This is a genomic window from Streptomyces milbemycinicus, assembly GCF_002154605.1.
Lineage (GTDB): Bacteria > Actinomycetota > Actinomycetes > Streptomycetales > Streptomycetaceae > Streptomyces > Streptomyces milbemycinicus.
Genome location: NZ_MUNE01000213.1, coordinates 1 through 22304, shown reverse-complemented (window position 1 = coordinate 22304; position 22304 = coordinate 1). Strand labels below are relative to the sequence as shown.

The 22304-nt window shown below is 69.1% G+C and carries 20 protein-coding genes and 2 pseudogenes; 6 read left to right on the top strand and 16 right to left on the bottom strand.

Going from position 1 to position 22304, the window contains the following annotated elements; all coding sequences use genetic code 11:
• Positions 1–330 (top strand): annotated as a pseudogene (locus CCN51_RS18650) (hypothetical protein); the annotation flags it as partial.
• Positions 331–340: 10 nt separating this feature from the next.
• Here the strand turns inward: CCN51_RS18650 and CCN51_RS18645 are convergent.
• Together CCN51_RS18645 and CCN51_RS18640 are read right to left on the bottom strand one after the other, a co-directional pair.
• A complete protein-coding gene (locus CCN51_RS18645; protein ID WP_043487714.1) occupies positions 341–772 on the bottom strand; it encodes a protein-tyrosine phosphatase family protein in 432 nt (143 codons plus the stop codon).
• A 40-nt stretch (positions 773–812) separates the two neighbouring features.
• Entirely contained in the window at positions 813–1613 is an 801-nt protein-coding gene (locus CCN51_RS18640; protein WP_014180099.1) for a hypothetical protein, read from the bottom strand.
• A gap of 76 nt (positions 1614–1689) precedes the next feature.
• Here CCN51_RS18640 and CCN51_RS18635 point away from each other — a divergent pair, with 76 nt between their 5' ends.
• Positions 1690–3102, top strand: coding sequence for an ankyrin repeat domain-containing protein (locus tag CCN51_RS18635; RefSeq protein WP_078610664.1), 1413 nt, complete (start codon positions 1690–1692; stop codon positions 3100–3102).
• Here the strand turns inward: CCN51_RS18635 and CCN51_RS18630 are convergent.
• Positions 3080–3997, bottom strand: a complete 918-nt coding sequence (locus CCN51_RS18630; protein ID WP_014180101.1) for a hypothetical protein — start codon at positions 3995–3997, stop codon at positions 3080–3082. The two genes, CCN51_RS18635 and CCN51_RS18630, sit on opposite strands and share 23 nt — an antisense overlap.
• A gap of 587 nt (positions 3998–4584) precedes the next feature.
• On the opposite strand from CCN51_RS18630, the gene CCN51_RS18625 reads away from it, so the two are divergent.
• Entirely contained in the window at positions 4585–5349 is a 765-nt protein-coding gene (locus CCN51_RS18625) for an SDR family NAD(P)-dependent oxidoreductase (protein ID WP_014180102.1), read from the top strand.
• 16 nt (positions 5350–5365) lie between these two features.
• On the opposite strand, the gene CCN51_RS18620 is transcribed toward CCN51_RS18625, so the two are convergent.
• From CCN51_RS18620 to CCN51_RS18580, 9 genes are all read right to left on the bottom strand, one after another.
• Positions 5366–6514, bottom strand: a complete 1149-nt coding sequence (locus CCN51_RS18620; protein WP_014180103.1) for a Glu/Leu/Phe/Val family dehydrogenase — start codon at positions 6512–6514, stop codon at positions 5366–5368.
• 125 nt (positions 6515–6639) lie between these two features.
• Positions 6640–7572 (bottom strand): ornithine cyclodeaminase family protein, encoded by a 933-nt coding sequence (locus tag CCN51_RS18615; RefSeq protein WP_014180104.1) that lies wholly within the window; start codon positions 7570–7572, stop codon positions 6640–6642.
• Positions 7569–8696: an aminotransferase class I/II-fold pyridoxal phosphate-dependent enzyme gene (locus tag CCN51_RS18610; protein WP_014180105.1), complete on the bottom strand. Its 1128-nt coding sequence runs from the start codon at positions 8694–8696 to the stop codon at positions 7569–7571. The genes CCN51_RS18615 and CCN51_RS18610 overlap by 4 nt, the downstream gene beginning before the upstream one ends.
• A 46-nt stretch (positions 8697–8742) precedes the next feature.
• On the bottom strand, positions 8743–9732 hold the full coding sequence (locus CCN51_RS18605) for an aldo/keto reductase family protein (protein WP_014180106.1): 990 nt from the start codon (positions 9730–9732) through the stop codon (positions 8743–8745).
• On the bottom strand, positions 9729–11816 hold the full coding sequence (locus CCN51_RS18600) for a molybdopterin-containing oxidoreductase family protein (protein WP_014180107.1): 2088 nt from the start codon (positions 11814–11816) through the stop codon (positions 9729–9731). Before CCN51_RS18600 ends, CCN51_RS18605 begins: the two co-directional genes overlap by 4 nt.
• On the bottom strand, positions 11813–12739 hold the full coding sequence (gene dapF / locus CCN51_RS18595; protein ID WP_014180108.1) for a diaminopimelate epimerase: 927 nt from the start codon (positions 12737–12739) through the stop codon (positions 11813–11815). The genes CCN51_RS18600 and dapF overlap by 4 nt, the downstream gene beginning before the upstream one ends.
• 20 nt (positions 12740–12759) lie before the next feature.
• Positions 12760–13461 carry a 2OG-Fe dioxygenase family protein gene (locus CCN51_RS18590; protein ID WP_014180109.1) on the bottom strand — a complete coding sequence of 234 codons (702 nt, stop codon included), beginning with the start codon at positions 13459–13461 and terminating at the stop codon, positions 12760–12762.
• A gap of 18 nt (positions 13462–13479) precedes the next feature.
• On the bottom strand, positions 13480–14535 hold the full coding sequence (locus tag CCN51_RS18585) for an iron-containing redox enzyme family protein (protein ID WP_055414030.1): 1056 nt from the start codon (positions 14533–14535) through the stop codon (positions 13480–13482).
• Between the two features lie 267 nt (positions 14536–14802).
• The gene (locus CCN51_RS18580) at positions 14803–15816 is read right to left on the bottom strand and encodes a DMT family transporter (protein WP_014180111.1); all 1014 of its coding nucleotides are present in this window, start codon (positions 15814–15816) and stop codon (positions 14803–14805) included.
• A gap of 172 nt (positions 15817–15988) precedes the next feature.
• Between CCN51_RS18580 and CCN51_RS54995 the strand changes: the two genes are divergently transcribed.
• Entirely contained in the window at positions 15989–16414 is a 426-nt protein-coding gene (locus CCN51_RS54995; RefSeq protein ID WP_158104687.1) for a hypothetical protein, read from the top strand.
• Here CCN51_RS54995 and CCN51_RS57500 read toward each other — a convergent pair.
• The 3 genes and pseudogenes from CCN51_RS57500 to CCN51_RS18565 form a co-directional block, all read right to left on the bottom strand.
• A pseudogene (locus CCN51_RS57500) lies at positions 16318–16581 on the bottom strand (replication initiator); the annotation flags it as partial. The gene CCN51_RS54995 and the pseudogene CCN51_RS57500 sit on opposite strands and share 97 nt — an antisense overlap.
• A 495-nt stretch (positions 16582–17076) precedes the next feature.
• Entirely contained in the window at positions 17077–18066 is a 990-nt protein-coding gene (locus CCN51_RS18570) for an NsdA family TPR-like regulatory protein (protein WP_193383749.1), read from the bottom strand.
• Positions 18067–18720: 654 nt separating this feature from the next.
• On the bottom strand, positions 18721–19047 hold the full coding sequence (locus CCN51_RS18565; protein WP_014180115.1) for an antibiotic biosynthesis monooxygenase family protein: 327 nt from the start codon (positions 19045–19047) through the stop codon (positions 18721–18723).
• 249 nt (positions 19048–19296) lie between these two features.
• On the opposite strand from CCN51_RS18565, the gene CCN51_RS18560 reads away from it, so the two are divergent.
• The gene (locus CCN51_RS18560; protein ID WP_014180116.1) at positions 19297–19803 is read left to right on the top strand and encodes a DinB family protein; all 507 of its coding nucleotides are present in this window, start codon (positions 19297–19299) and stop codon (positions 19801–19803) included.
• Positions 19804–20086: 283 nt separating this feature from the next.
• On the opposite strand, the gene CCN51_RS18555 is transcribed toward CCN51_RS18560, so the two are convergent.
• On the bottom strand, positions 20087–20329 hold the full coding sequence (locus CCN51_RS18555) for a hypothetical protein (RefSeq protein ID WP_014180117.1): 243 nt from the start codon (positions 20327–20329) through the stop codon (positions 20087–20089).
• Between the two features lie 919 nt (positions 20330–21248).
• Between CCN51_RS18555 and CCN51_RS18545 the strand changes: the two genes are divergently transcribed.
• Positions 21249–22304, top strand: a 1056-nt coding sequence (locus CCN51_RS18545) for a serine/threonine-protein kinase (RefSeq protein ID WP_245881642.1), incomplete at its 3' end; no start/stop codon positions are given.

Below are 22304 nucleotides of genomic sequence, written 5' to 3'. Positions count from 1 at the left end.
GCTACGGGGACTGCGGGGACTTCGGGGGCCATCCCCGAGATCCCCAACGGCCCCACCTTCCCGGTCCTCCCGCCGAGCGAGCAGGACGAGCTGGCCCGCCGCCTGCGGCACGCGGTCAGCGGCTTCGTGGACGCCCCGCGCGACGCCGTGGAAGAGGCCGATCTGCTCCTCGACGAGCTGTCCGGCCGCCTCGCCGATCTCCTCGCCGACCGCCGCCGTACGCTCCAAGACGCCTGGCGGGAGAACGAGTCGGGCACCGTACGGACGGAAGACCTGCGGCTGGCCATGCGCGGCTACCGCAACGTCCTGGACCGGCTGCTGAGCATCTGAACGGGCTGGATCACGGGGTGAAGCGGGCCACGAAGCGGCGCTGCCAGGGGGTCTCGACGGCGCGCGGCGCGTAGTGCTCCCTGACGTAGCCGACCGCCTCGTGGCCCGGGACCCCGTCCAGTACGGCGAGGCAGGCCAGCGCCGTGCCGGTGCGCCCGACCCCGCCGCCGCAGGCGACCTCGACGCGCTCGCCCGCGGCGCGCTCCCACGCCTCGCGCAGCGCCTCCCCGGCCGCGGCGCGGTCGGACGGCAGCCGGAAGTCCGGCCAGCGGACCCAGCGGGCCTCCCAGGAGACGGCGGGCGGCTCCTTGCCCAGCAGATACAGCGCGAAGCCGGGCTCCGGCCCGGCCGGCAGGGGGCGGCGCAGCCCCCTGCCCCGTACGAGTCGGCCTGAAGGCAGCCGCAACACGCCTGCCGCCGTGGGCTCCCAAGTAGTGATCATCCGAGCGAGCGTACCCATCGCCTCCCGCCCGCCCTTGCATTCAGCCCATCGCTGAACCGGGCTCAGCCCCGCTTCGGCGGCTCTGTCGGCTGCCGGGAACCTGACTCTCCATGAGAACGCGCGCGGTGGTGACATCGTCGTCGTCGATCCAGTACGGGACCTTGGCGTGGTCCCATGCTGTACGTACGACTTCATCCTCGACTGCCCCACCGCCGAGCAGCCAGCTCTCCCATTGTCTCTCCAGATCACCGGAGCGAGCTTCCCAAGCGCCCTCATAGGCAATCGACACGACTCGCTCCGCGAACTGTTCTCGGCTGTCCGAGTTGAACAACGCGTCCCATCGTCGGCTGTATATCCCGGTACCACCATGCAGCCGCGAGAGCAGTGCGAGCAGTACGAGCACATGTCTGCGAAAAGGGCGGTCCGGGTGTCCCAACAGGTTGAACCATCCGTCCATATCACCACGCAAAGCTCTTCGGCATGCCCGGCCCACCTGCACCATGTCCTGCCCGTACAGCGTCGCGGGTCCCCCATCAGTGGTCCTTGCGATACGGATGAGGAGGGCCACGACGGCGACCCGGTCGCGCGTGTCCTGGTGTTGCGCGAGCCGTATAAGGAAAGGCAGTGCCTCGGCAGTCGCCGGACTCAGGTGGTCGCCGACAGGACTCAGCATGGCCAGCCGGTCGGGCAGCCGGCCGGCCATCCGTTCACCCTGCCGGAGCAACCGCAACAGCATCGGGACCTGCTCGGTGTCCCGGTAGCAGTCCGGGGCCAAGTCCCAGCGAACCTGGTCCAGGGCAGCGAGCGGATCATTCGAGATCGCTGCATCAGGTCTGGTCATCCGGGGCCTCCTGCGTTGTCAGCGCTCCCATCTATCGTTGCGCCGAAAGTCTTGCCAATCACAAGGACAGGGGACGATGAGCGGGAAAGGCATTGCCGCGCACGTATTGCATCCGCGCGTACTCAAGCAGATCGAGCGCCTCAACGGCCGTATTCCGGAGGATTTCGCATCCCGCGAATGGACCGTGGCGACACCGGCGGGCGAGCACGCCGTGCCACCGTCAATTCAGGCATTACTGGCCGTGCGCTGGCCCACTGAGCAGGAGATGCGTACCGACGACGAGTACGAGTGGGGCGTTTCGCTGCCCTCACCGTGCGAGGTCGAGGATGGCCTGGTCGCCGAGAATGAGCCCCGCCCGTGGTACACCATCGGCCACCACGAAGGGCAGTACTACCTGCTCGTCGATCTCACCGAGGCTGCCGACGCGAGCGACCCAGTGGTGTACGAGGTGGACCATGAGGGGGATCAGGAGGTATACGGCGGGGAACGCCTGTCGGCTGTCCTGTCCGGGCTGAGGGTTCCGCGGCCGCCGTCCGCGAGGTCCAGGTTTCCGCGTGCCTGCGCGGCCGGCGATCTGGTCGCGGTGCGTGAAGCGCTCACACGTCGGAAAAAGCTCGGCGCCTTCACCGCCTCGGGGCTGACGCCGCTTCACCTCGCCGCGTTCTCGTCACGGTCCCCGGAGCTGGTGCGGGCCCTCCTACAGGCAGGTGCCGACCCGAACGCCATTGTGGGCGAAGTCAAGCGCCTCACTGCTTACGTACCCCGGGAGCGTGTTTTCGGACGTGCGATAGCTCCGGGCAGCGCACCCTTGCACGCGGCCCTCACCGCGATGTTCAACAGTTGGGCGGGGCCGTATGACATCGTGCGCGACATCGTCGCGGCCCTGCTCGACGCAGGGGCTGACCCGAACCTCGCCGACGCGAGAGGGGAGGTCCCGATTCTCTACCTGCAGACCAACAGCGGGCCCGAAGCGAGCGACATCATCCGGCTGCTGCTCGCGGCGGGCGCCGATCCGAACGCCGAGGCGGAGTGGCGATCCGGTCCCTTGCACGATGCGGTCGTCTTCGCGCTCCCCGAGACCGTGAGGGACCTTCTCGACGCCGGAGCCGACCCCCTCAAGCCGTCCCGGACGGGCCACCGGGGCGTGGACGGGGCGACCCCTTTGCATGTCGCTGCCTTCTCGGCCCGCGAGGAAGTCCTCCGCTTGCTGCTGGCCCGCATCGCGGACGTCGACGTCCGGACGCCCAAAGGCGTGACGCCGCTCCATGTCGCCCTGACCTCCGGCGACATGAGGGGACTGCGCCTGCTCATCGATGCGGGCGCGGACGCCACAGCCGTCCTGACCGACCCCGCGGCGCTCAAGCCGGGCCTTCGTGCGCGTACGCCGGTGGAGATCGCCCGCGAACTCGGCAACACCCAAGCCGTGGATCTCCTCACCGCCGTCGGCGCAGCCGTGCCCCGGCCAGTCAGGCCGACGCGTCGATCGTGACGATGCCGACCGACTCGGCCCCGACAAGCAGCAGACAGGCCTGGAAGCCGTAGTCGTCATCCGAGACGTCGACCGGCAGGCCGATCCCGTACGCCGGCGGAGCCACACCGCCGGAGCCGTCAGCGACCTGTGCTGTGACGGTGTCGAACACGTCCCGGCCGAGGAAGACCACCAGCTGGTCGCCTGGGAAGCGGGGCTGAGGGTCGTCGTCGATGTCGTAGTCGTCGATGTCCCCCATGGCCCAGGCGCCGGTCCTGGCCTGCTCCAGATTGTGGTCTTCGAACTCCGTCAGGACCGTCGCCAGAGTCTCGTCGTCCAGCCGGTGGAGGTCGGCTTCGTCCTCCTCCCACCACTCGTCCTCCACCAGCTCCGCCCAGCGGTCCGACTTCGGCCACCACGCGCGGAACGCGGCGTCGACGGCGCCCGGGTCGGCGAAGTCCAGGTCAAGGCCGTGCGGTTGGACGTTGACGTTGACTTCCATACGGTCGTTGTTGGTCAGCCATACGAACTCGCCGAGCAGTTCCGCGGCACAGCCGGCGCGGACGGCCAGATCCGCCTGCCGGTACTCGCCCTCGGTGAGGGTAGGGGGTGCGGCGATCTCGCCGTCCAGCACACGGGAAGGGTCCGGCCACAGCCCATTGGCGGGCGGCAGCGGTGCCGAGGGGGCTATGGACAGCCGGAACGTGTCCCCGCCAAGACCTCGGCCGAGCAGATGCAGCTCATCGTCGAGCGGATGGCCACCCGGCTCCGCGGCGACCGTGACCCGCACCAGATCGCGAAAGCCCCCCGCCAGTTCCCTGGCCAGTGCGGCGATCAGCTCGCGAGCCCGTTCGTCCGGCGTGTCCGACTCCGAAGAGAGCGCGTCGGTCAGCAGCCGGTGGACGTTCTCGGTCACCTCTCCATCCGGACGCGCACTCGTCCATGGCTCGCCCGGGTGCGCAATCGCATGGTTCAGCACCTCGACGGCCACCGGATGACGGTGCCCCGATGTCCCCTCGCCCGCGAACGTACCCGGGAAGCGGCCGTACTCGGCAACCTCCGGCGGCGTCGGCGATGAGTCCCACGGCCGCTCGCTCGGCGACGGCGCGCTCCCCGTAACCGGCATCGACCGATACGCGGGGTGCCCGGTCCCGGTCGCGGTCCCGGGATGTTCGGGCGCCCAACGCTGCAACAGGTGTGTCGCGGGCTTCAGCTCAAGCGATGTCATCCCACTGTCCCCCGAATGATTGCCGAAACGGCACTTCGCGGGTGCCATGCTGCCACGCCGGGCGTCCCAGCCGAGGGGACTTCATGGCCGGAGATCTTCGCCGGGGCAGCGGGCCGGCACACACCGAACTTTGGACTTGCGGGTCCAATTTCGGGCTCGCACAGTGGGCACTGCGCCCTGGCCGTCCAGGGCCCCGTCCGGCCGGAGGCGGCATGCGGTTCGGCCGCACGGTTTCACGGTGGAGATTCAAGCAAGATCAAGCAACGGAGTGGACCATGTCGATGCGGCTTGCGGGCAAGACCGCGCTGGTGACCGGCGCGACCAGCAACATCGGGCGTGCGATCGCGGAGGCATTCGCCGCCGAGGGGGCACATGTCGTCGTCTCGGGCCGCAGCGCCGAGCGCGGCCAGGAGGTCGTGGACGGAATCCGCGGGGCCGGCGGCCGGGCCGACTTCGTACGGGCCGACCTGGACGGAAGCGCCGCCGCCTCGCAGGCTCTGGCCGAGGAGGCGACGCGGGTCCTCGGCGACCGTATCGACGTCCTGGTCAACAACGCCGGCATCTACCCCGGTGACGCGACCGCGGCCACCGACGAGAAGACCTTCGACCGGGTCTACGCGGTCAACGTGAAGGCCCCGTTCTTCCTGACCGCGGCCGTCGCGCCCGCCATGGCGGAGTCCGGCGGCGGAGCGATCATCAACCTGGGCTCCTGGATCGCCCGCCTGGGCATCCCCGTCGGCGCCCTCTACAGCTCCACCAAGGGAGCCATGGAGACCCTGACCCGGGCCTGGGCGGCGGAGTTCGGGCCGCAGGGCATACGCGTGAACGCGATCTCCCCGGGCGTGGTGCTGGCGCCGGACGCCGGAGAGGCGCACGCCGCCGAGGCCATGATGAAGGGCACCCCCGCGGGCCGGATGGGCACCCCCGACGCCATCGCGAGCGCCGCGGTGTACCTGGCCGCCGACGAGTCCTCTTTCGTCCACGGCATCGTGCTCGACGTCGACGGCGGCCGTACGACCGCCGCCGTCATCGCCGCCTGACGCGCGGCACCGGCGCTCAGGCGAGAGGAATGCGTCCCCTGCTCCGCATCGCGGTGCGGACGCGTTCTTCGGCCAGGGTGCGGCCCGCGGTGTGCGGGGTGGTCTCCCGTCGCCGGGCTTCGTCGAGGACGGTGACCGTGTTGGCTCGCAGTCTGGTCGAGATCGTTTCGAAGATGGTGGTGGTGTCGGGGCGGAAGCCGGAGTAGCGGGAGTCCATGGCGAAGGCTGCTGCGACGACGCCTCCGGCGTTGGCGACGAAATCGGGGATCACGGCGATGCCGCGCTCGGCGAGAAGGAACTGGGCTTCGGGGGACGTGGGCAGGTTCGCGCCCTCGACGACGAGCCGGGCCTTGATGTGCTGCGCGGTGGTGCGGCAGATGACGTCCTGCAGGGCGGCGGGCACGAGGATGTCGCAGTCCACGGTGAGTTCGCTGCCGAGGGGCAGGGGGGTGCCGTCGTAGTGGCGGGTGACGAAGTGGTCGCCGTGCTCGTCGCGGGCCGCAAGGAGGTCACCGACGTCGAGGCCGGTCGGGTTGTGCAGGGCGCCGTGGGCTGTGGAGACCGCTACGACGGTGGTGCCGAGTTCCGCGAAACGCTGGGCGGCCGCGCTGCCGACGGCGCCGAAGCCCTGGATGGCGACGCGGGAACCGGCCAGGGGCAGTCCCAGGTGCTGGGCCGCGGCGTCGGTGGCCTCGGCGACGCCGTAGCCGGTGACGCCGAGTCTGTCGTAGGCGACGCCGCCGAGGTGTTCGGGGGTGCCGACGGCGGCGCCTCGGTCACCGAGTTCGTCCTGGATGATGGCGGCGTCGCTCTCGGTCAGCCCCATGTCCAGGCCCATCACGTACTCGCGGGGGACCTCGTTGGACAGCGCGCGGGCGAACGCGCGCAGGATCGCTTCCTTGTCGCGGGAGGCGGGGTCGGCGGCGATGCCTGCTTTGGCGCCGCCGTAGAAGAGGTCGACGCCGGCCCACTTCCAGGTCATGACGCGGGCCAGGCGGGCCACTTCGCCGACGGTCACGGTGGGGCTCATCCGGGTACCGCCCTTGCCCATACCCCGGGCGGTGTTGTCGATGACCAGGACACCTTTCATGCCGGTGCGCCGGTGGGAGACGACGACGATCTTCTCGGGGCCCCAGTCGTCGACGAGGGAAAGTGCATCGGTCACGGAAGGTCCTTGTCAGCAGAGATGTCGGCAGAGATGCAGACCGGGGAGGCGTTGGCCGGCGTGCCGGTGTCGCATCGTGACCCGGTGGCCGGGGACACCGTCAGGTTCCGGTCACCTTCGCGCGCTCACGGGGACCCGTCGACGGCGGCAGCGGCCACCACCAGGTCCTGCCACGCCATGCCCACGCCCTTGAACAGCTTCGGCCGCCGGGGCGCGACGTCCACGGCTCCGCGCACGAGTTCGGCCAGGTTGCCCGCGATCACCCCGGTGTCGACGTCGCCCGAGCGCAGGGGGATCAGGAGGTCGCCCGCCTCACGCAGCGCCGCGGTGCGCGCCTCGACGATGACGGTGGCGCGGGCGACGAGGGCGCCGTCCACCTCGCGGGCCGTCGGTTCGTGCGCTCCCATCGCCACGACGACCGCGTGGTCCGCGACCGCCGCGGCGGGGAACAGCGGCGTCCGCGCCGTCGTACAGCAGGCGACCACGTCGGCGGTCGCCACGGCCTGCGGTGGGACGGCCTCCGCGGGCAGACCCGCCGACCGGCAGCGCTCGACCAGTTCGGCCGTCTGCTCCGGACGGCGCGCGACGACTCCGACCGAGGAGATGGGGCGTACGGCCCTGACCGCCTCCACATGGCCCCATGCCTGCGGTCCGGCTCCGAAGACGACGAGCCGTTCGGCGTCTGCGGCCGCCAGGTGGTCCACGGCCACGGCGGAGACCGCGGGCGTCCGCAGCAGGGTCAGGGCGGAGCCGTCGATCAGGGCTGTCGGGCAGAGCGTGGCCGCGTCCATGAGGAGGTAGGAGGCGACGATGCGCGGCAGCCCGCGGGCGGGGTTGTCGGGCGCGACCGCGGCGATCTTCACCCCGACGTACGAGGACGACGTGGCGGGCATCAGCAGGAGCTGGCCCGCCTGGATGTCGAGTACGGTGCGCGGGACGTCCGCTTCGGGGTCCAGCCCGGCGCGCAGGGCCCGGTCCAGTGCCGCGACTGCCCGTGGCATGGGCAGGCGGCGCGCCAGTTCCTCGGCGTCGATCAGGGGCAGTTTTGTGGGGTTCATGCGCTCAGTTCCTTCAGGACGTGCGAGGTCTTCTCCAGCGCCGCCGCCAACTGGGCCGGTTCCTGCCCGTAGGTGAACCGTAGGTGGTGCTCGGTTCCGAAGTGGGCCCCGGCGCCGACCAGCACCTTGCCGCGGGCGTGCAGGGCCTCGGCGACGTCGGTGCTGGGCAGGTCCAGGTGGTAGCGGACGAACGCCAGGGAGGTGGCCTGGGGCGGCACGACCGAGAGCAGGTGGTCATGGGAGTCGATCCACTGCCGCATCTGGGTCCAGCTCTCGCGCAGGAAGCCGCGGTAGCGGTCGAGCAGCCGGTCGCAGGTGGGCGGCGCGAGCGCCAGTTCCGCCAGCGCCATCGCCGGCCCGGCCGCGGAGAGGGTGGCGTACTCGTGCCGTTGGCGGAGCTGGGGGAGGAGCGCGGGTGGTGCGATCAGCCAGCCGAGGCGCAGCCCCGGCATGCCGAACGCCTTGGAGAGGCTGCCGACGCATACGACGCGGTCGTAGCGGCCCCAGAAGGTGGGGCTCAGCTCGTCGGTGTGGAGTTCGGTGCCGCGGTGGACCTCGTCGGACAGGAGCCAGGCGCCGACCCGGTCGGCGACGGAGACGATCGCTCGTATCTCCTCTTCGGTCAGGACGGTGCCCGCCGGGTTGTTGGGGGTTGTCAGCACGATGGCCCGGGTGTTCGGGCGGACCGCGCGGGCCAGGGCGTCGACGTCGGGTCGCCAGCCGCGCTCCGGGTCCAGGGGGACGTCGTCGACGTCGGCGCCCCGGTTCTGGGCCGCACCCCAGACCTGGCGGTAGCCGGGTGACATCGTCACCACGTGGTCCCCGGGGCGGACGAGGGTGTCGACAGCGACCGTGTTGGCCTCGGCCGCCCCGACGGTGACGATGACCTCCGATGCGTGGTCGGTGCTCCCGGCGTGCCAATGGGCGATCTGCGCGCGCAGGTGGTCCGTGCCGCACGTCGGCGGGTAGCTCAGCTCGCTGTCGAGGAGTCGGCTCAGCGCCTGTTCGTCGTCGACCAGCTCGCGCAGCCGGATCGGCCGACAGCCGCTGTCGGCCAGGCTGTATGTGGTGGTGGCTCCCCGCTTCTGCTGCCACTCGAGCAGTTCGAACGGGATGAAGGTCATGGATGTCTCCAGGTACTCGGCGGAATGGAGGCGGGAAGGGCGGGCTCTATTCGGCGCTGTCCACCTTGGCGGGATCGCGTTCGACGACCGGGCCGAGGACGGTGTCGATGCGCTGCATTACCGCCGGGTCGATGCGGACGCCCGCCGCCTTCGCGCTGTCACAGACCTGCTCCGGCCGGGAGGCGCCCACGATGGCCGCGGCGACGTTCGGGTTCTGGAGCGTCCAGGCGACGGCGAGCTGGGCCGGGGTCAGGTCCAGCTCCCGGGCGATGGGAGCCAGCTGCTGCACCCGCTCCAGCACCTCGTCGCGCAGGAAGGTCTTCACCCAGCGGGCACCCGCCTCGTCCGTGGCGCGCGATCCCGCGGGCGGCGGCCGTCCGGGCAGGTACTTGCCGGTGAGCACGCCTTGGGCGAGGGGTGACCAGACGATCTGGCTGAGCCCTTCCCGTTCGCACAGGGGCACGATCTCCGGTTCGATGACGCGCCAGAGCATCGAGTACTGGGGCTGGTTGGAGACGAACCGTTCCAGGCCGAGTTCACCGGTGAGCTTCACTGCCCGGGCGATCTGGTCGGCGGTCCACTCCGAGACGCCGATGTAGAGGACCTTGCCCTGCCGCACGAGGTCGTCGAAAGTCCTGAGCGTCTCCTCCAGCGGAGTGCGCTCGTCGAAGCGGTGTGCCTGGTACAGGTCGACGTAGTCGGTCCCGAGCCTGGTCAGCGAGCCGTTGACGGCCTCGGTGATGTGCTTGCGGGACAGGCCGCCGTCGTTCGGTCCGGGGCCGGTCGGGAAGAACACCTTGGTCGAGATCACCAGGGACTCGCGGCGCCGGCCCTGCAGCGCCTTGCCGAGCACGGCCTCGGCGGCCGTGCCCGCGTACATGTCGGCCGTGTCGAAGGTGGTGATGCCGGCGTCCAATGCCGCGTGCACGCACTCCAAGGCCCGGCCGTCGTCGATCTGGGCGCCGTGTGTGACCCAGTTGCCGTAGGCGATCTCACTGACCTGGAGCCCGCTGCGGCCCAGTCGTCGGAACTTCATCCGCCGTCCTCACTGCTGTCGTCCTCGCTCGGGGCAAGGGGCGTGATCCGTACGCGGTTGTCGTGGAAGACCGCTCCGCCGCCCATGTCCGCGTCCCGTTCGTCGACGGTGGCGTTGGGGCCGGAGCCGCCGGTGAACTTGAGCCAGTGGCCCTTCGTCGTCATGGCGACTCCCGGGCGCACCACGTCGTCGATCCTGGCCAGGGCTTCGAAGGCGCCCCGTTCGTTGCTGATCCGAACGCGGTCGCCGGCCGCAATGCCGCTCGCCGCGGCGTCCTGCGGGTGCAGTACGACGTACGGCGGGCCGGCCCGGCGGCGCAGTTCGGGTTTGTTCCCGAAGACGGTGTTCAGGAAGAAGTGGTTCGCGACGGAGAGGAGGACGAGGGGCAAGGACCGTGCCCGTTCGGTGTCGTCGGTCTCGCTCGCCGGAACGTATCCGGCCACGGCGTCGTGGCCATCCGCCCGGGCGGTCTCCGAGACGAACTCCAGCTTCCCCGAAGGGGTGGGGAATCCGTTCGCGAAGGGCACGAATGTGTCCGGGTAGGCGAGCCGGGCCCATCCCTTGGTGCGCAGCGTGTCGACGGTGATACCGGCCAAGGACGGGTGCGGGGAGTCGAGGAGTTCGCTCGCCAGCTCCTCGTCGCCGGCGTAGAGCGCGGGTTCCGTCAGCTCCATGGCCCGGGCCAGGCGTCGGAAGGTCTCGGTGGTGGACAGGCACTCCCCTGGCGGAGCGACCGCCGGTTCGTTCCAGTTGACGTACAGGTGGCCGTAGCCGTCGTGCACGTCCAGGTGCTCGGTTTGCATGGTGGCGGGCAGCAGGATGTCGGCGTAGTCGGCGGTGTCGGTCTGGAAGTGGTCCATGACCACGGTGAAGAGGTCTTCGCGGGCGAGGCCGCGGCGGATCCGATTCTGGTCGGGGGAGCTGGCCAGCGGGTTGGCGCCGTAGACGACCAGTGCTTCGACGGGCGGATCGTCCACCTCCAGCAGTCCTTCGGCCAGCCGCGTCATGGACAGGGTGCGCACGGGGCGGCGCAGCAGGTCGTCCCGGTAGAGGGCTTCGCGGTTCGCGCCGAAGTAGCCGTCGGTCGAGTAGAGCAGTCCGCCGCCGGGCCGCTGCCAGTCCCCGGTGACGGCGGGCAGGCAGGCAAGGGTCCGCAGGGCGGCGCCGCCGCCGGCGTGGCGCTGGATGCCCTGCGACACCCCCAGGGCGGTGGGCCTGCTGCGGGCGATGCGCCGGCCGAGTCGGACGATCTCCTCCTCGGTCACGCCCGTCTCCCGCGCCGTGCGCTCGGGATCGAACTCCAGCACCCGCTTCCGGAACACCTCCCACCCCACGGTGCGGGCGGCCAGGTACTCCCGGTCCTCGGCGCCCTCTTGGAGCACGACGTGCAGCAGGCCCAGGGCGAGCGCGGCGTCCGAGCCCGGGAGGGGCGCGATGTGTTCGTCGGCCTGGGCCGCCGAACGGCTGCGGATCGGGTCGATGACGACGACGTGGGCGCCGTTCCTGCGCGCGCGTTGGATCACCTTCCACAGGTGGTGGCGGCTGGTGAGGGGATTGCTCCCCCACAGCAGGACCAGCCGGGAGTACGCCAGGCTCTCCGGGTCGATCCCCGTACTGACGCCGAGGGTGTACCGGAGACCGGCGAGACCGGCGATGGAGCAGATCGTCATGTCGTGGCGCGAGGCGCCCAAGACGTTCCACAGCCGGCTGCCGGCGCGCCCCTGGAGCCCCTGGAGGAAGCCGAGGGTGCCGGTGCCCTGGTACGGCCAGATCGCCTCGCCGCCGTGGCGTTCGATCGTCTGCTTCAGCCGCTGGGCGATCTCGTCGAGGGCGCTGTCCCAGCTGATGCGCTCGAACCGGCCCTCCCCCTTGCGACCGATGCGCCGCAGGGGGTGGAGCAGCCGGTCGGGGGCGCGGGTGTGCTCCAGGAACTGGTTGACCTTCACACACAGGGTGCCCCGGGTGTAGGGGTGGTCCGGGGTGCCGCGCAGCGCAACGGCTTCACCGTCCCGGACCGTCACCTGCCAGCTACAGGCGTCAGCGCAGTCCAGCGGGCATGCCCCGAGGACCTGTGTGACGTTCATATGCCCCTCCTTCCCGACGGCTCGTCGAGCATCGTGCTCCGCTGGGCCAGTTCCTTGAGCAGCGACCGCGAGAGCACTCCTGTCATCACCTCCTGCGCGGTGCCGACCGAGCTGATCCGGCCGTCCCGCGCCACGCTCACGTCGACCTCGCCACCGGGCATGCGGACCGTCACGTCGGGGCCGACGAGGCCGCGTGCGCGTGCCACGGCCGCCGCGGCGCACGCGCCGCTGCCCGACGCGGGCACGGGGCCGGCGACCCGCTCCCAGACCGCGATGTCCAGCGTGCGGTCGTCGTGGACACGCACGAACTCCACGTTGGTGCCCTCGGGGTGGCGGGGGTGCCAGGCCAGGGCGGGGCCCAGGCGCCGCACCAGCTCACCGTCGATCGCGTCCCTGAGGACGACGGTGTGGGGAACGCCGAGGTGCAGGTCGGTGACGGTGACCTCGTCGCCCGGTCCGGCGCCTGCCAGCGGGACGACGGTGGCTGCCGCGCCACCGCCGTCCGTGCCCCCGCCGGTGGTGAAGCGCGCCCGACCCATGCCCACGCACACCCGCCCGTCGGTGACGTCCATGATCCGGACCTCCGCGTCGCCGCCGGGCGTGCGTACGGTGAACGGCGTCCCCGTACGCCACTCCCGCACGTAGTGCTCGCCGAGGTACAGCGCGAACATGCGTAGCCCGTTGCCGCTCATCCCGCACTCGCTGCCGTCCGCGTTGAAGATGCGCAGCGGTGCGGCGGTGCCGGGCCGGGGCGCATCCAGCGGTCCGAAGAGCAGTCCGTCGGCGCCGACTCCGCGGTGCCGGTCGCAGAGCAGCCGGACGGCTTCGGGGACGGGCTCCGTGCCCAGGGCCGTACCTCCGCCTCGGGGGTCGACGATCAGGTAGTCGTTGCCGAGCGCCTGGTACTTCACGAAGTCGCCCATGAACCGGCCGCCGCGGCGGGTCAGTTCAGCGGGCGGTCGGCGAGGGCTGCCGCTTCGTACTCCTCGCCGTACCACCCTTTTTCCCAGGTGGAGTAGGCGACGATGATGATGTCCCGGTGGCCGGGGCCGCCGTCGGCGGAGGTGACGTCGGTGGCTTCGTGCTTGATCGCCTTGTCGTCCAGCAGGACGGCCGTCCCCGCCGCCAGTGTGCCCGTCCAGATCGGCGCGTCGGCGTCCGGCAGCCACAGGCGGGTCTCGCCTCCGGCGACGTTGTTCCGCCGCAGCACGGCGATCATGATGTACTCGTGTCCGTCGCTGTGCACGCCCTCCGGGGTTATCGGTGCGCAGCGCTCGCTTTCGGCCCTGCTGCGGTTCTGGTGGATGTTGATCTGCCAGTCATGGCTGCGGTCCAGTTCGAGCGCGTTCGCGCCGATGGTGACCAGCGGGGTGAAGTCGACCTCGATCGGGTCGTAGGGGCGGCGGATGCCGCCGGCCACGTTGTTGTACCTCTTGGAGATGATGTAGTCGCGCTGCGGCAGTTTCTCGTAGATCCAGCCCCGGTCGCTTCCGGGCTCCGGCGACAGCTTGTACTGAGTGAACCGCTTGTAGCGCGTGCCGTTGCCCATGAACGGGTCGAGCGGGACGTTGTCGTAGCTGTCCAACGTCTCCGGTGTCGCCGGAGGCAAGTCGATGATCGAGAACCCCTGAGAGCCGATTGCCATGGCACTGAGCCCTTCCTGTCAGACCGGTCGGTGGGTGGCGAGATCGGGCATGCGTTCGTCGAGGTAGCGGGCGGAGGAGTTGAGCCGCCACAGTGTTCCTCGGGCGATCGCCCGCCGCATGCGCTCGGAGGTGGCGGCGGGGACGACCACGTTGTGGAACCAGCCGGCTGCGTGCCGGGAGTCGACGGTGATGTGCAGCTTGTGGTACACGATGCCGACGTCGGGCAGCCCGAGCCGTTCCCAGGCGTGCACGACGTGAACGAAGCGCTCGGGCGCCAGCCATTCGGTCATCCCGAGGAATCCGACGGCTTCCGGATACAGGTGCCGGTACCGGCACAGGAGCACGGCGAGGTTTCCCGACAGCAGGGCGTTGGCGGTGAGTGACCGCTCCAGTTCCTGGGCGGGAATATCGAAGACCCGGAAGATCTGGTTGAAGAGATGGGTGTGCACCTGCGAAGGGTCACCGTTTCCCATTTCGTCCCAGAAGTTTTCGGCGATCTCCATCTTCGCGTCGCCGCTGGTACCGACCTGCATCGTGGCAAGAAGATCGTCGAATCGACCGTCAACGACGGATTCCTGGATCACATAGTTCCGTAGATCGTCCGCCGTGGCGTGATCGCGGATGAATTCCCGGTAGTACGGGTGCTTGTACACGCGGTGTTCACGCGCGGACTTCTTCAACCAGGACAGATACGCGGACGGCTCGGTGGGTGCCGCGTCGAGTGCGCCCGGCTCCAGCGCGGCGTCCTCGGCGGCCGCGGTGGCCTGCTCCAGCAGGCGAAGCACCTCGTGGACGAACGTGGAGCCTTCGGCAGTGGGTCCCTCGGGGAGCTGGGTGGAGAGCGCGTAGATACGGGAGAGCAACAGTTGCTGGCCGTAGAACGCCGCCGGATCACCGGCTGCCGACCGTGCGTTGAGATCACTGACGGCCGCCCGTAATACCGCCCGTTCAGCTATGGTCACTGATGCGTCGAGATCTTCTGCCGGACGTTTCAGCAGCGAGGAGACTTCCTCTACCACCGGATAGGCGTCGACACCTGATTTCTGATCTAGTAAGTGAGCTTCAGTACTCACACCGCCTCCTGTCGTATGTCGGATCCCCATGCCAATGGCATGGCCACGTACGAAAAGCTAATGCCCCGTCATCTCAGGGGCCACATCGCATCGGGAGGTTGGCGAGAAGGCAGGGGTTGACACACCTTGTATGGGGATGCGATCGCGGCGAAATGACATGGCGCAACACTCATCGACGAACCCGACGAACTGATGAAACCCACGAAAGGGCAACGGGCGGTGGGCCGATGGGGCCCACCGCCCAGGCGCATTACCGCGACCGCGCGATCACTCCTCGGTCCGTGTGGACGGCTGGGGAGCGTGCCTGGCGCGGCCCTGGTCCGGGTCAGGACTCTTTCGGGAGCGCGGTTGTCCGGATCCCTCGCGGGCCGCGAGGAAGAGCACAGCGAAGAGCAGCAGGGCCGTGCCGGTGAGGGCGATCGCGTTCAGCCGCTCGCCGAAGACCAGGACGCCGATGGCCGCCGCAGTGAGCGGATCGACCAGGGCGACCACGGAGGCCGTGGTCGCCCGGACCACCCGGAGGCCGATGAAGAGCAGGATGTACGCCAGCGCCGTCGGCACCGCCCCCAGATAGAGGATCAGGCCAAGGGTCCACGCCGGCCGGTCCATGTCGGGCACCAAGCCCTCCCACACGGCCATCGGCAGGAGACAGAGCATGCCCACGGTGAAGCCGGGCAGCGTGGACTCGAAGGCGCCACTGGCGTTGTCCCGCCCGGCGAAGCGGCCCAGCAGGGTCACACCCGCGTAGCCGGCGGCGGAAAGCAGTGCATATCCGATGCCCAGGAGGGGATTGGGGCCGGTGCTCCCCTCGGCTCCCCCCATCAGCAGCGCCAGGCCGGCAACACCGCTCACCACCGCGGCGGTTCCGGCGGCGCCGGTGCGCTCGCCCAGGGTCAACCGGGCGCCGACGGCCACCAGTACCGGGCCCGAGCCCAGGGTCGCCACTGTGCCCACGGCCAGTCCGGCCTGCTGCACGGAGGCGAAGTAGGCGGACTGGGCCACCGCCATCCCGAAGCCCGTGATCAGGGCCCGCCGGGGGTTCGCCGCGAACATCGCGCGCAGCGAGGACACCGTTTCGGGCCGCCTGGCCCGCCAGACGGAGTGGGCCGCCAGGAGCAGCCCGAGTCCGGTCAGGAACCGCCAGAAGGTAACAGCGACGGGATCGATCCCGCCGACGTCGTACATTTCGGTGGCCACGGCACCGCCGGTGCCCCAGGCCGTGGCCGCGATCGCGACGTAAAGGGCGCCCCGCCACACGGGCAGGGCGGAAGAGGGCTGCAAAGGAGGTCTCCTCGGTCGATTGCCAACACGAAGTCTTCGTGGGCAACCCACGCAGCCACCCCGGCATCCCGGAATAGCTGTGTGACTGCCCGCCTCAGGAGGCGGGCGGCGGAGGCGTCATCAGCAGATACATGCGGGCATCCTACCCAGCGGGAGATGCTGGTGTCCCAGGATGTGCCGCATCCGCCCGGATACGGTCGATCTGGCCGCAGACAGCGGCGCCGCCCAGACCGCCACCCGCTCCCTGGACCTGGCCAGCCGCAGCAACGCACACCGCAGGCGTTGGCGAACTCCTCGAACGGCTCCGAGCCGTCGGCCGACATCGGACCGCACTCAGCACGGGGAGAAGCGATGGGGAGAGGCGGGGCGGGTGGCGTTCCTGACCGACGAACAACGCCGTAGCTACGGCACGTTCACCGCCGCACCGGACGATGGACAGCTGGCCGGCTACTTCCTGCTGGACCGCGACGCCCGTTGGCAGGCGATGGCCTGCCGGGGCGCTCCGGCGTGCAGACGTGAGCAGGGTGCGCAGACGGTGGCGCGGCGGTTGCGGCACCGTACAGCCAGCCGTTCGCCGGGTTCACTGGCCGTCGAGTAGGCGGAAAGCACTTCGCCGGTCTGGGCGTCGCGGGTGATCGTGGAGCCGGACAGGTAGATGGGGTGAGCGCAGCCGCCGATGGCGGTGATCTGCTCCAACCAGCGGGCGAAGCCCGGACCTTGGACGAGGCGGATGGTGTCTCTGTCGGCTTCGGAGAGCAGACGCAGGCGTCTTGCGTGCTCCAGTTCGGCGGAGCGGTCAGCACGGGCAGCCGACAGGGATCGAGTGGATTGGACGCGCGAAGCGTCGGACAAGTGTCACCTTCCAGGGGAGCATGAGCAATTAGGGCCCCACCGGTCTCCCCGGGGCATGCCCTGGGGAACCACGCCATCCCGCCCCCGATCAGCCAACCGTCTCCGAGCGATCCAACGCCCAGCACCAGATAACCGGATGAGGTGTGGCGGAAACTGTCTTCACTTACTCAAGGGCGCGCCTGCGGCGCGCCGGGCGGTCAGGCCGCCCCGCCGGGCTGCGGCGTGGCCGCCGGTCCCGTCGGGCGCCCACCGCCCGCATTTCCAGCGCGCCATGAACGCACAGACGCGAGCGCCCCGCCCGGTCGGGGTTGGGGCGTTGTGGCTGGGGCCGACGGCGCACCACTCAGACTGTTCTACCTGTCATTCAACGGTGCGTTGTGACATGCGTAAAAACGGCAACGTGCCGAGTCAAAGAGTGAACGGGTCCTCGTCAAGCTTTTCCCCCAGGTACTCAAGAGTATCCGTAAGGCTTCGCGGTGCACCCTTCAGCTTTTCGCGCTGCTTGGCGACGCGGCTGATTATGCGGAGCGTCCGCCCCGATGAGATTCCGGGTGCGGCGGTGACCAGGGACCTGGCTACCTCTTCCGCATCGTGCCATGCATTGACGTCCAGTAGGCATTGCCCGAGTCGCGCGACTCGCTCGCTTGAGTAGCCAGTCGTGACGTCTCGTCCTGGTTGCACGGATTGCAGCAGTAACTCGATTGCTTTCTCTACCTCACCTGCGATCTGAAGCGTGTGGCCCCACTGGCGGTCGATCTCGCCATGGGTCACCCACCATGCCCAGCCCGGTTCGCCAACCCCGTTACCGTCCTCGATGAGCGATCGGGCGCGTTTGAGCGACTCGATGGCCTCGGACGTGCGTCCCGTGCCGACGAGTCCCTTGGCTTCACGGATGCGGAACATTGCCTCGACGCGCGGGGACAACCGTCTACGATTGAGTACCGATCGGGCGATGGACAGCGCCTCTTGATTCCGTCCGCGCCATTCACTTTGCATGGCCATGTTTTGCAGGGTCAGCAGTTCAATGGACCAGTCCCCCGAGAGTTTCGCGAGGAACAGCGCCTCATGGTTGAAACGCTGGGCGGCGTCATCTCTTTCCGCGTCCCAGAGAGCCCAGCCAGCGACTTCGGCAAGCTCTGCGGCGGCCGATTGAATGTCACGCTCATACCGGAAATCGTAGTCTCCGTCCCCAATTCGTCGATGCACGACCTTGAATGCACGGCCCGCGGGCTCGGCAATGGATACCCCGCTGAGTTCGTTGTCCAGGACAACCAGCCGACGGGAAGTCTCCCGGATGGCGTGCGCGAAGTCGGCTCCACTCGCCTCGTTGAGATTGAGTATCCGATCAGTGATAGCCGGTGATTTCTTAGCCTCTGATGAAAACTCCCCGCTGCTCATGGTGACCAGAGTACGACTGTCACCACGTAGTCACCACGCAGTCACCACCCGCGACTGCACATCCACGGTTGTCTTGACGTACGTAAGGACCCCCGCGACCGTGCGACCGGTCCGGGGGCGTGGCCATCGCTGACGGGAGCGACAACATGCCGGACACTAGTCCAGCCACCCCATGCGCGAACACTCCACCCAACGCCGACTGCGATGTGTGCGCCGCGCTGTTACGACAGCAAGCCGAAGCGAGGCGCACCGGTGATCAAAAATGGGCAACCTTCTGCCTCATCGAACTCCAGCGGCACCACGAGGGCCCGCTTCACAGCGAGGAATCCCGATGAAGGACCGAGCCATGATGACGCTGCGCGTGTCTCGGGACGGTGGGAAGACCTACGGGCCGACACGCGTGATCAGGTCTACCGATCCCCTGAGGCCGCTGGAGACGTCGGTGTGGCCGCCGTGCCAGTGCCCTCGGTGCATCGAGCGGTCGAGGCTGAGCAAGACCTAAAGTGACGCATGAAGCCACTCGGCAAGCGCCGGTTTGTAGCCGACTTCAACGAACGGGCACGCGAGCTCACAGCCGTCTGGCAGATGCGACACGAAACCGCTAGCCCTCTGGCCAAGGTCCAGGGGGCTAGCGATCTTTGCAAGGGGTCCGTGTCAACCTTGCTTGGGTCCGGTCTGCTGTACGACCTCGAAGGACCACAGCGTGGAGCCGGAGGCGGCGGGCTTCTGCTGCGGCGCGTTCTCGCCGCCGCGCTGGTGGGCCGCCTTCATCGGGCCCTCCATCCACGCCTGGAAGTCCTCTTCGCTGCGCCACCTTGTGTAGACCAGATATGTGTCAGTCCCCTCGACGGGGCGCAACAGTTCAAACCACTCGAAGCCGTCGGAGCCCTCGACCGTCCCGGCCCGTGCGGCGAAGCGCTGTTCCAGAACCTCCCGCTGTTCAGCCGGGACCGTCAGCACATTGATCTTCACGATGCTCATGGATCCATCCTGCCTCAGCGCCGCACCGACCCCGGGCGGGACCCGGCCGGGGGTCACACAGACCAGGTACGGAGTCGCATGTCACCCTCCGCCTCCACCGTGTACTCCGAACGCAAGCGGGGCTCATTGCCTGGGGCGCTTTGCCGTAAGGCTGTAGCGACCCGCCGGACGAGGAGCTGGGTGGAGCGGGATGGGCCCGTCGATAAATACCTCGACACCGGTCGCGGTGATCGGGGACGCTTTCGTGCGATGACCAGAATCGACGACACGCCTCCCGCGTGGGACGAGCGCACCCAGCTCATCACGTTTCTCGACTACGCACGTGACACCGCTCGCGCCAAGTGCGATGGCATCTCAGAGGAGAACGCCCGCAAGGCGCTCCTGCCGGGCTCACCGTTGATGACCATCAGCGGAGTGATCAACCACCTCCGCTGGGTCGAGTACTACTGGTTCCAGGTGGTCTTCCTCGGCGAGGAAGACCGGGGCCCCTGGACCGAGGAGGACCCCGACCGCGAGATGCGTATCGCCGTCGACTTCCCGCTTACACAGTTGCTCGACGAATACGCCGATCAGAGCGCCCGCTACCGCGAACTTGTCGCCGGGAACAGCCTGGACCTCCGGGCCGAGCGAGCTGTCCGCGAGGGCCTCCACGTCGACCTGCGCTGGATCCTCCTCCACCTGACCGAGGAGACAGCCCGCCACAACGGTCACCTGGACATCCTGCGCGAGATGCTCGACGGCACGACCGGCGCCTGAGCCCCTGTCCGGCGGAGATCATGGGGGGCCAGAGTCGGAACCAGCTCGGTGCCGTATCTCGTCGGGCCGGCGAACTGATTCAACCAGCCAATCTCGCGGCAACAGTCTTTGTTGGCGGCGACGGAGCCCCGAAGGGGCGGTGCACGAACCCGATACGGGTGTGCACCGCCCCTTCGTACGCCGTGGTCAGGAGGCCGCGATTATCCGCGCAGTGAGTTCCTCAACGCGCTCCAAACCGGCCTCCTTCGCATCGACCTGCTTCAGATCTGACCGGTACCGCCGGTCAGATCGTGTAGTAGAAGGCGTAGCGGCCGTTCGAACGCGGCTCACAGGTGAACGTGACTATCGCACCCTTCTGGGCCAGGGTGTTCCCCACGGTCAGGCACTTGCCCAGGCTGCTGTACACGGTCCCCTCGTACGGCAGGAGCGGGCTGGCCGAGGCCGCTCCGGCGCCGAACATGGAAAGGCCCACGGCCGCCGCTATGCCGCCGACGGCAAGCGTGGCCTTACGGGAAACGGAGTTCACTTTCTCTCCACTCTTTTCGATGCCTGAGGTCAGGCACTCCGGAATTCTTGCGAGATCGCCCGGTCGGGATGAGCGGGACATTCATGGAAGGCGCGGCCGTTGCTGTTGCCGGCCTGGAAACATGAGGTAGTCAGAACGGTTCGGATTGAAGTTGCATTCGCCTACGTCCACCCTGTGGATTGCGAATGCAGGTATCGGGACTGCGAGCGTCAGATGGCGGCTGCCGCAGCGAACACTCCCCCTGCGGTGAGGGACTTATTGATTCGGGACATTTTCCGGCCAGCTCTCTGTGTTGCCGCCATGCGGCGGGTGAAAACCCCAAAGCCGACATCGCCCGAGAGAGCCGTCACCACTTGAACGAACCACAGCCGAAAACCCTGGGGAGGGCTGAGATTAGCAGGACTGACTTGTCATTAGGTGACATAATCCGTGCGTATTCTGTTTGCCTGCCCGCCGAAGGGAAACGACACGTTGTGCTGTGGTGGGGGGATCGCAGCAGGGTGGCGGCGAGGAGGAGAGCGACGGCGACGATGCCCGAGCCGATGCGGAAAGCAAGCTGGTAACCACCCGTGAATGCCGAAGCGGTGCTCGCCCCGTCGCCGAGCGGGGCATCCGTGTGCGAGGTGGCGAGTGTGCTGAGGACCGCCGGGCCGAAGGCGCTGCCGATCTGCTGCATGGTGTCTGCCCGGGGCAGAGCACGGCCAACGCCGACCAACGTGGTGTCTGGGCTGATGAGTTGTTCACCGAGTTGGAACGCACCATCACAGGCATCAGGATGCTGCTACGGCACCGGCTCCCTGACGCCTGCGGCAGACCCGGCAGGCGTTGAACGAGCACCTGCTGGCGGACGCTCTCAGCGAACGGCGCGGCATTCATCATAATGTCCCTGGCGGTACGCAGAGACAGGGAGTTGACCCCCATGCACAACCAGGACGCGGCCTCGCCGGAGGCCGGTGGCGAACGGCTGGTCGCAGGGCGGTACCGACTGCTGTCCGTGCTCGGCGAGGGCGGTATGGGCACCGTGTGGCGCGCCCGCGACGAGGTGCTGCACCGCGAGGTGGCGGTCAAGGAGGTGCGTGCCTCCGCCGAACTGCCCGCCGAGCGCAGTGCCCGGATGTACACCCGGCTGGAGCGGGAGGCGTGGGCGGCGGCCCGGATCAACGCCCGTGGCGTGGTGACCGTCTACGACGTGGCCACCTTCGACGGCCGGCCGTGGATCGTGATGGAACTCGTCCGCGGCCGGTCGCTGGCCGACGTGATCGGCGCCGGGGGCGCCCTGGCGCCGAAGGAGGCCGCGCGCATCGGCGTCGAGGTGCTGGCGGCGCTGTGCGCGGCGCACGGCGCGGGGGTGCTGCACCGCGACGTGAAGCCCGCCAATGTCCTGCTCGCCGACGAGGGCCGGGTCGTGCTGACCGACTTCGGGATAGCCACCGTGGAGGGGGACACGGCGCTGACGATGACCGGCGAGGTCGTCGGCTCGCCCGAATACCTGGCACCGGAGCGGGCGTTGGGCCGGACACCGGGTACCGCGTCCGATCTGTGGTCGCTGGGCGTGCTTCTCTACGCGGCCGTACAGGGCCGTTCGCCGTTCCGTCGGACGACGGCCCTGGCGACGCTGCGCGCTGTCGTGGACGACGAACTGCCGCCGCCGCACCGGGCCGGGCCGCTCACGTCGGTCATCGAGGGCCTGATGCGCAAGGACCCCGAGGAGCGGATGACGGCCGAGCAGGCCGAGCGGGAACTGCGCCTGGCCGCCGGGGAGTCGGCGGTCCCGTCGGAGGCGGACACCGCGACCGACACCACCACCGACGCCACGGTCGCGGTGACGGCTGCGGTCACGGCCGTGGAGGAGCTGCCCACCGCCGCGTCCGCGCCCGGGGAGACCGTGCCGACGGCGACCGATGGGGACACGACGGCTGCGGTCGCCACGGCCGGGACGACGGCCGCCACTCCCACGGCCGCCACTCCTACGGCC

Coding starts and splice junctions, on each gene's coding strand:
- CCN51_RS18645 (WP_043487714.1), bottom strand. CDS start 772: ATGATCACTACTTGGGAGCCCACGGCGGCAGGCGTGTTGCGGCTGCCT.
- CCN51_RS18640 (WP_014180099.1), bottom strand. CDS start 1,613: ATGACCAGACCTGATGCAGCGATCTCGAATGATCCGCTCGCTGCCCTG.
- CCN51_RS18635 (WP_078610664.1), top strand. CDS start 1,690: ATGAGCGGGAAAGGCATTGCCGCGCACGTATTGCATCCGCGCGTACTC.
- CCN51_RS18625 (WP_014180102.1), top strand. CDS start 4,585: ATGTCGATGCGGCTTGCGGGCAAGACCGCGCTGGTGACCGGCGCGACC.
- CCN51_RS18615 (WP_014180104.1), bottom strand. CDS start 7,572: ATGAACCCCACAAAACTGCCCCTGATCGACGCCGAGGAACTGGCGCGC.
- CCN51_RS18610 (WP_014180105.1), bottom strand. CDS start 8,696: ATGACCTTCATCCCGTTCGAACTGCTCGAGTGGCAGCAGAAGCGGGGA.
- CCN51_RS18605 (WP_014180106.1), bottom strand. CDS start 9,732: ATGAAGTTCCGACGACTGGGCCGCAGCGGGCTCCAGGTCAGTGAGATC.
- CCN51_RS18600 (WP_014180107.1), bottom strand. CDS start 11,816: ATGAACGTCACACAGGTCCTCGGGGCATGCCCGCTGGACTGCGCTGAC.
- dapF (WP_014180108.1), bottom strand. CDS start 12,739: ATGGGCGACTTCGTGAAGTACCAGGCGCTCGGCAACGACTACCTGATC.
- CCN51_RS18590 (WP_014180109.1), bottom strand. CDS start 13,461: ATGGCAATCGGCTCTCAGGGGTTCTCGATCATCGACTTGCCTCCGGCG.
- CCN51_RS54995 (WP_158104687.1), top strand. CDS start 15,989: ATGTGCCGCATCCGCCCGGATACGGTCGATCTGGCCGCAGACAGCGGC.
- CCN51_RS18570 (WP_193383749.1), bottom strand. CDS start 18,066: ATGAGCAGCGGGGAGTTTTCATCAGAGGCTAAGAAATCACCGGCTATC.
- CCN51_RS18565 (WP_014180115.1), bottom strand. CDS start 19,047: ATGAGCATCGTGAAGATCAATGTGCTGACGGTCCCGGCTGAACAGCGG.
- CCN51_RS18560 (WP_014180116.1), top strand. CDS start 19,297: ATGACCAGAATCGACGACACGCCTCCCGCGTGGGACGAGCGCACCCAG.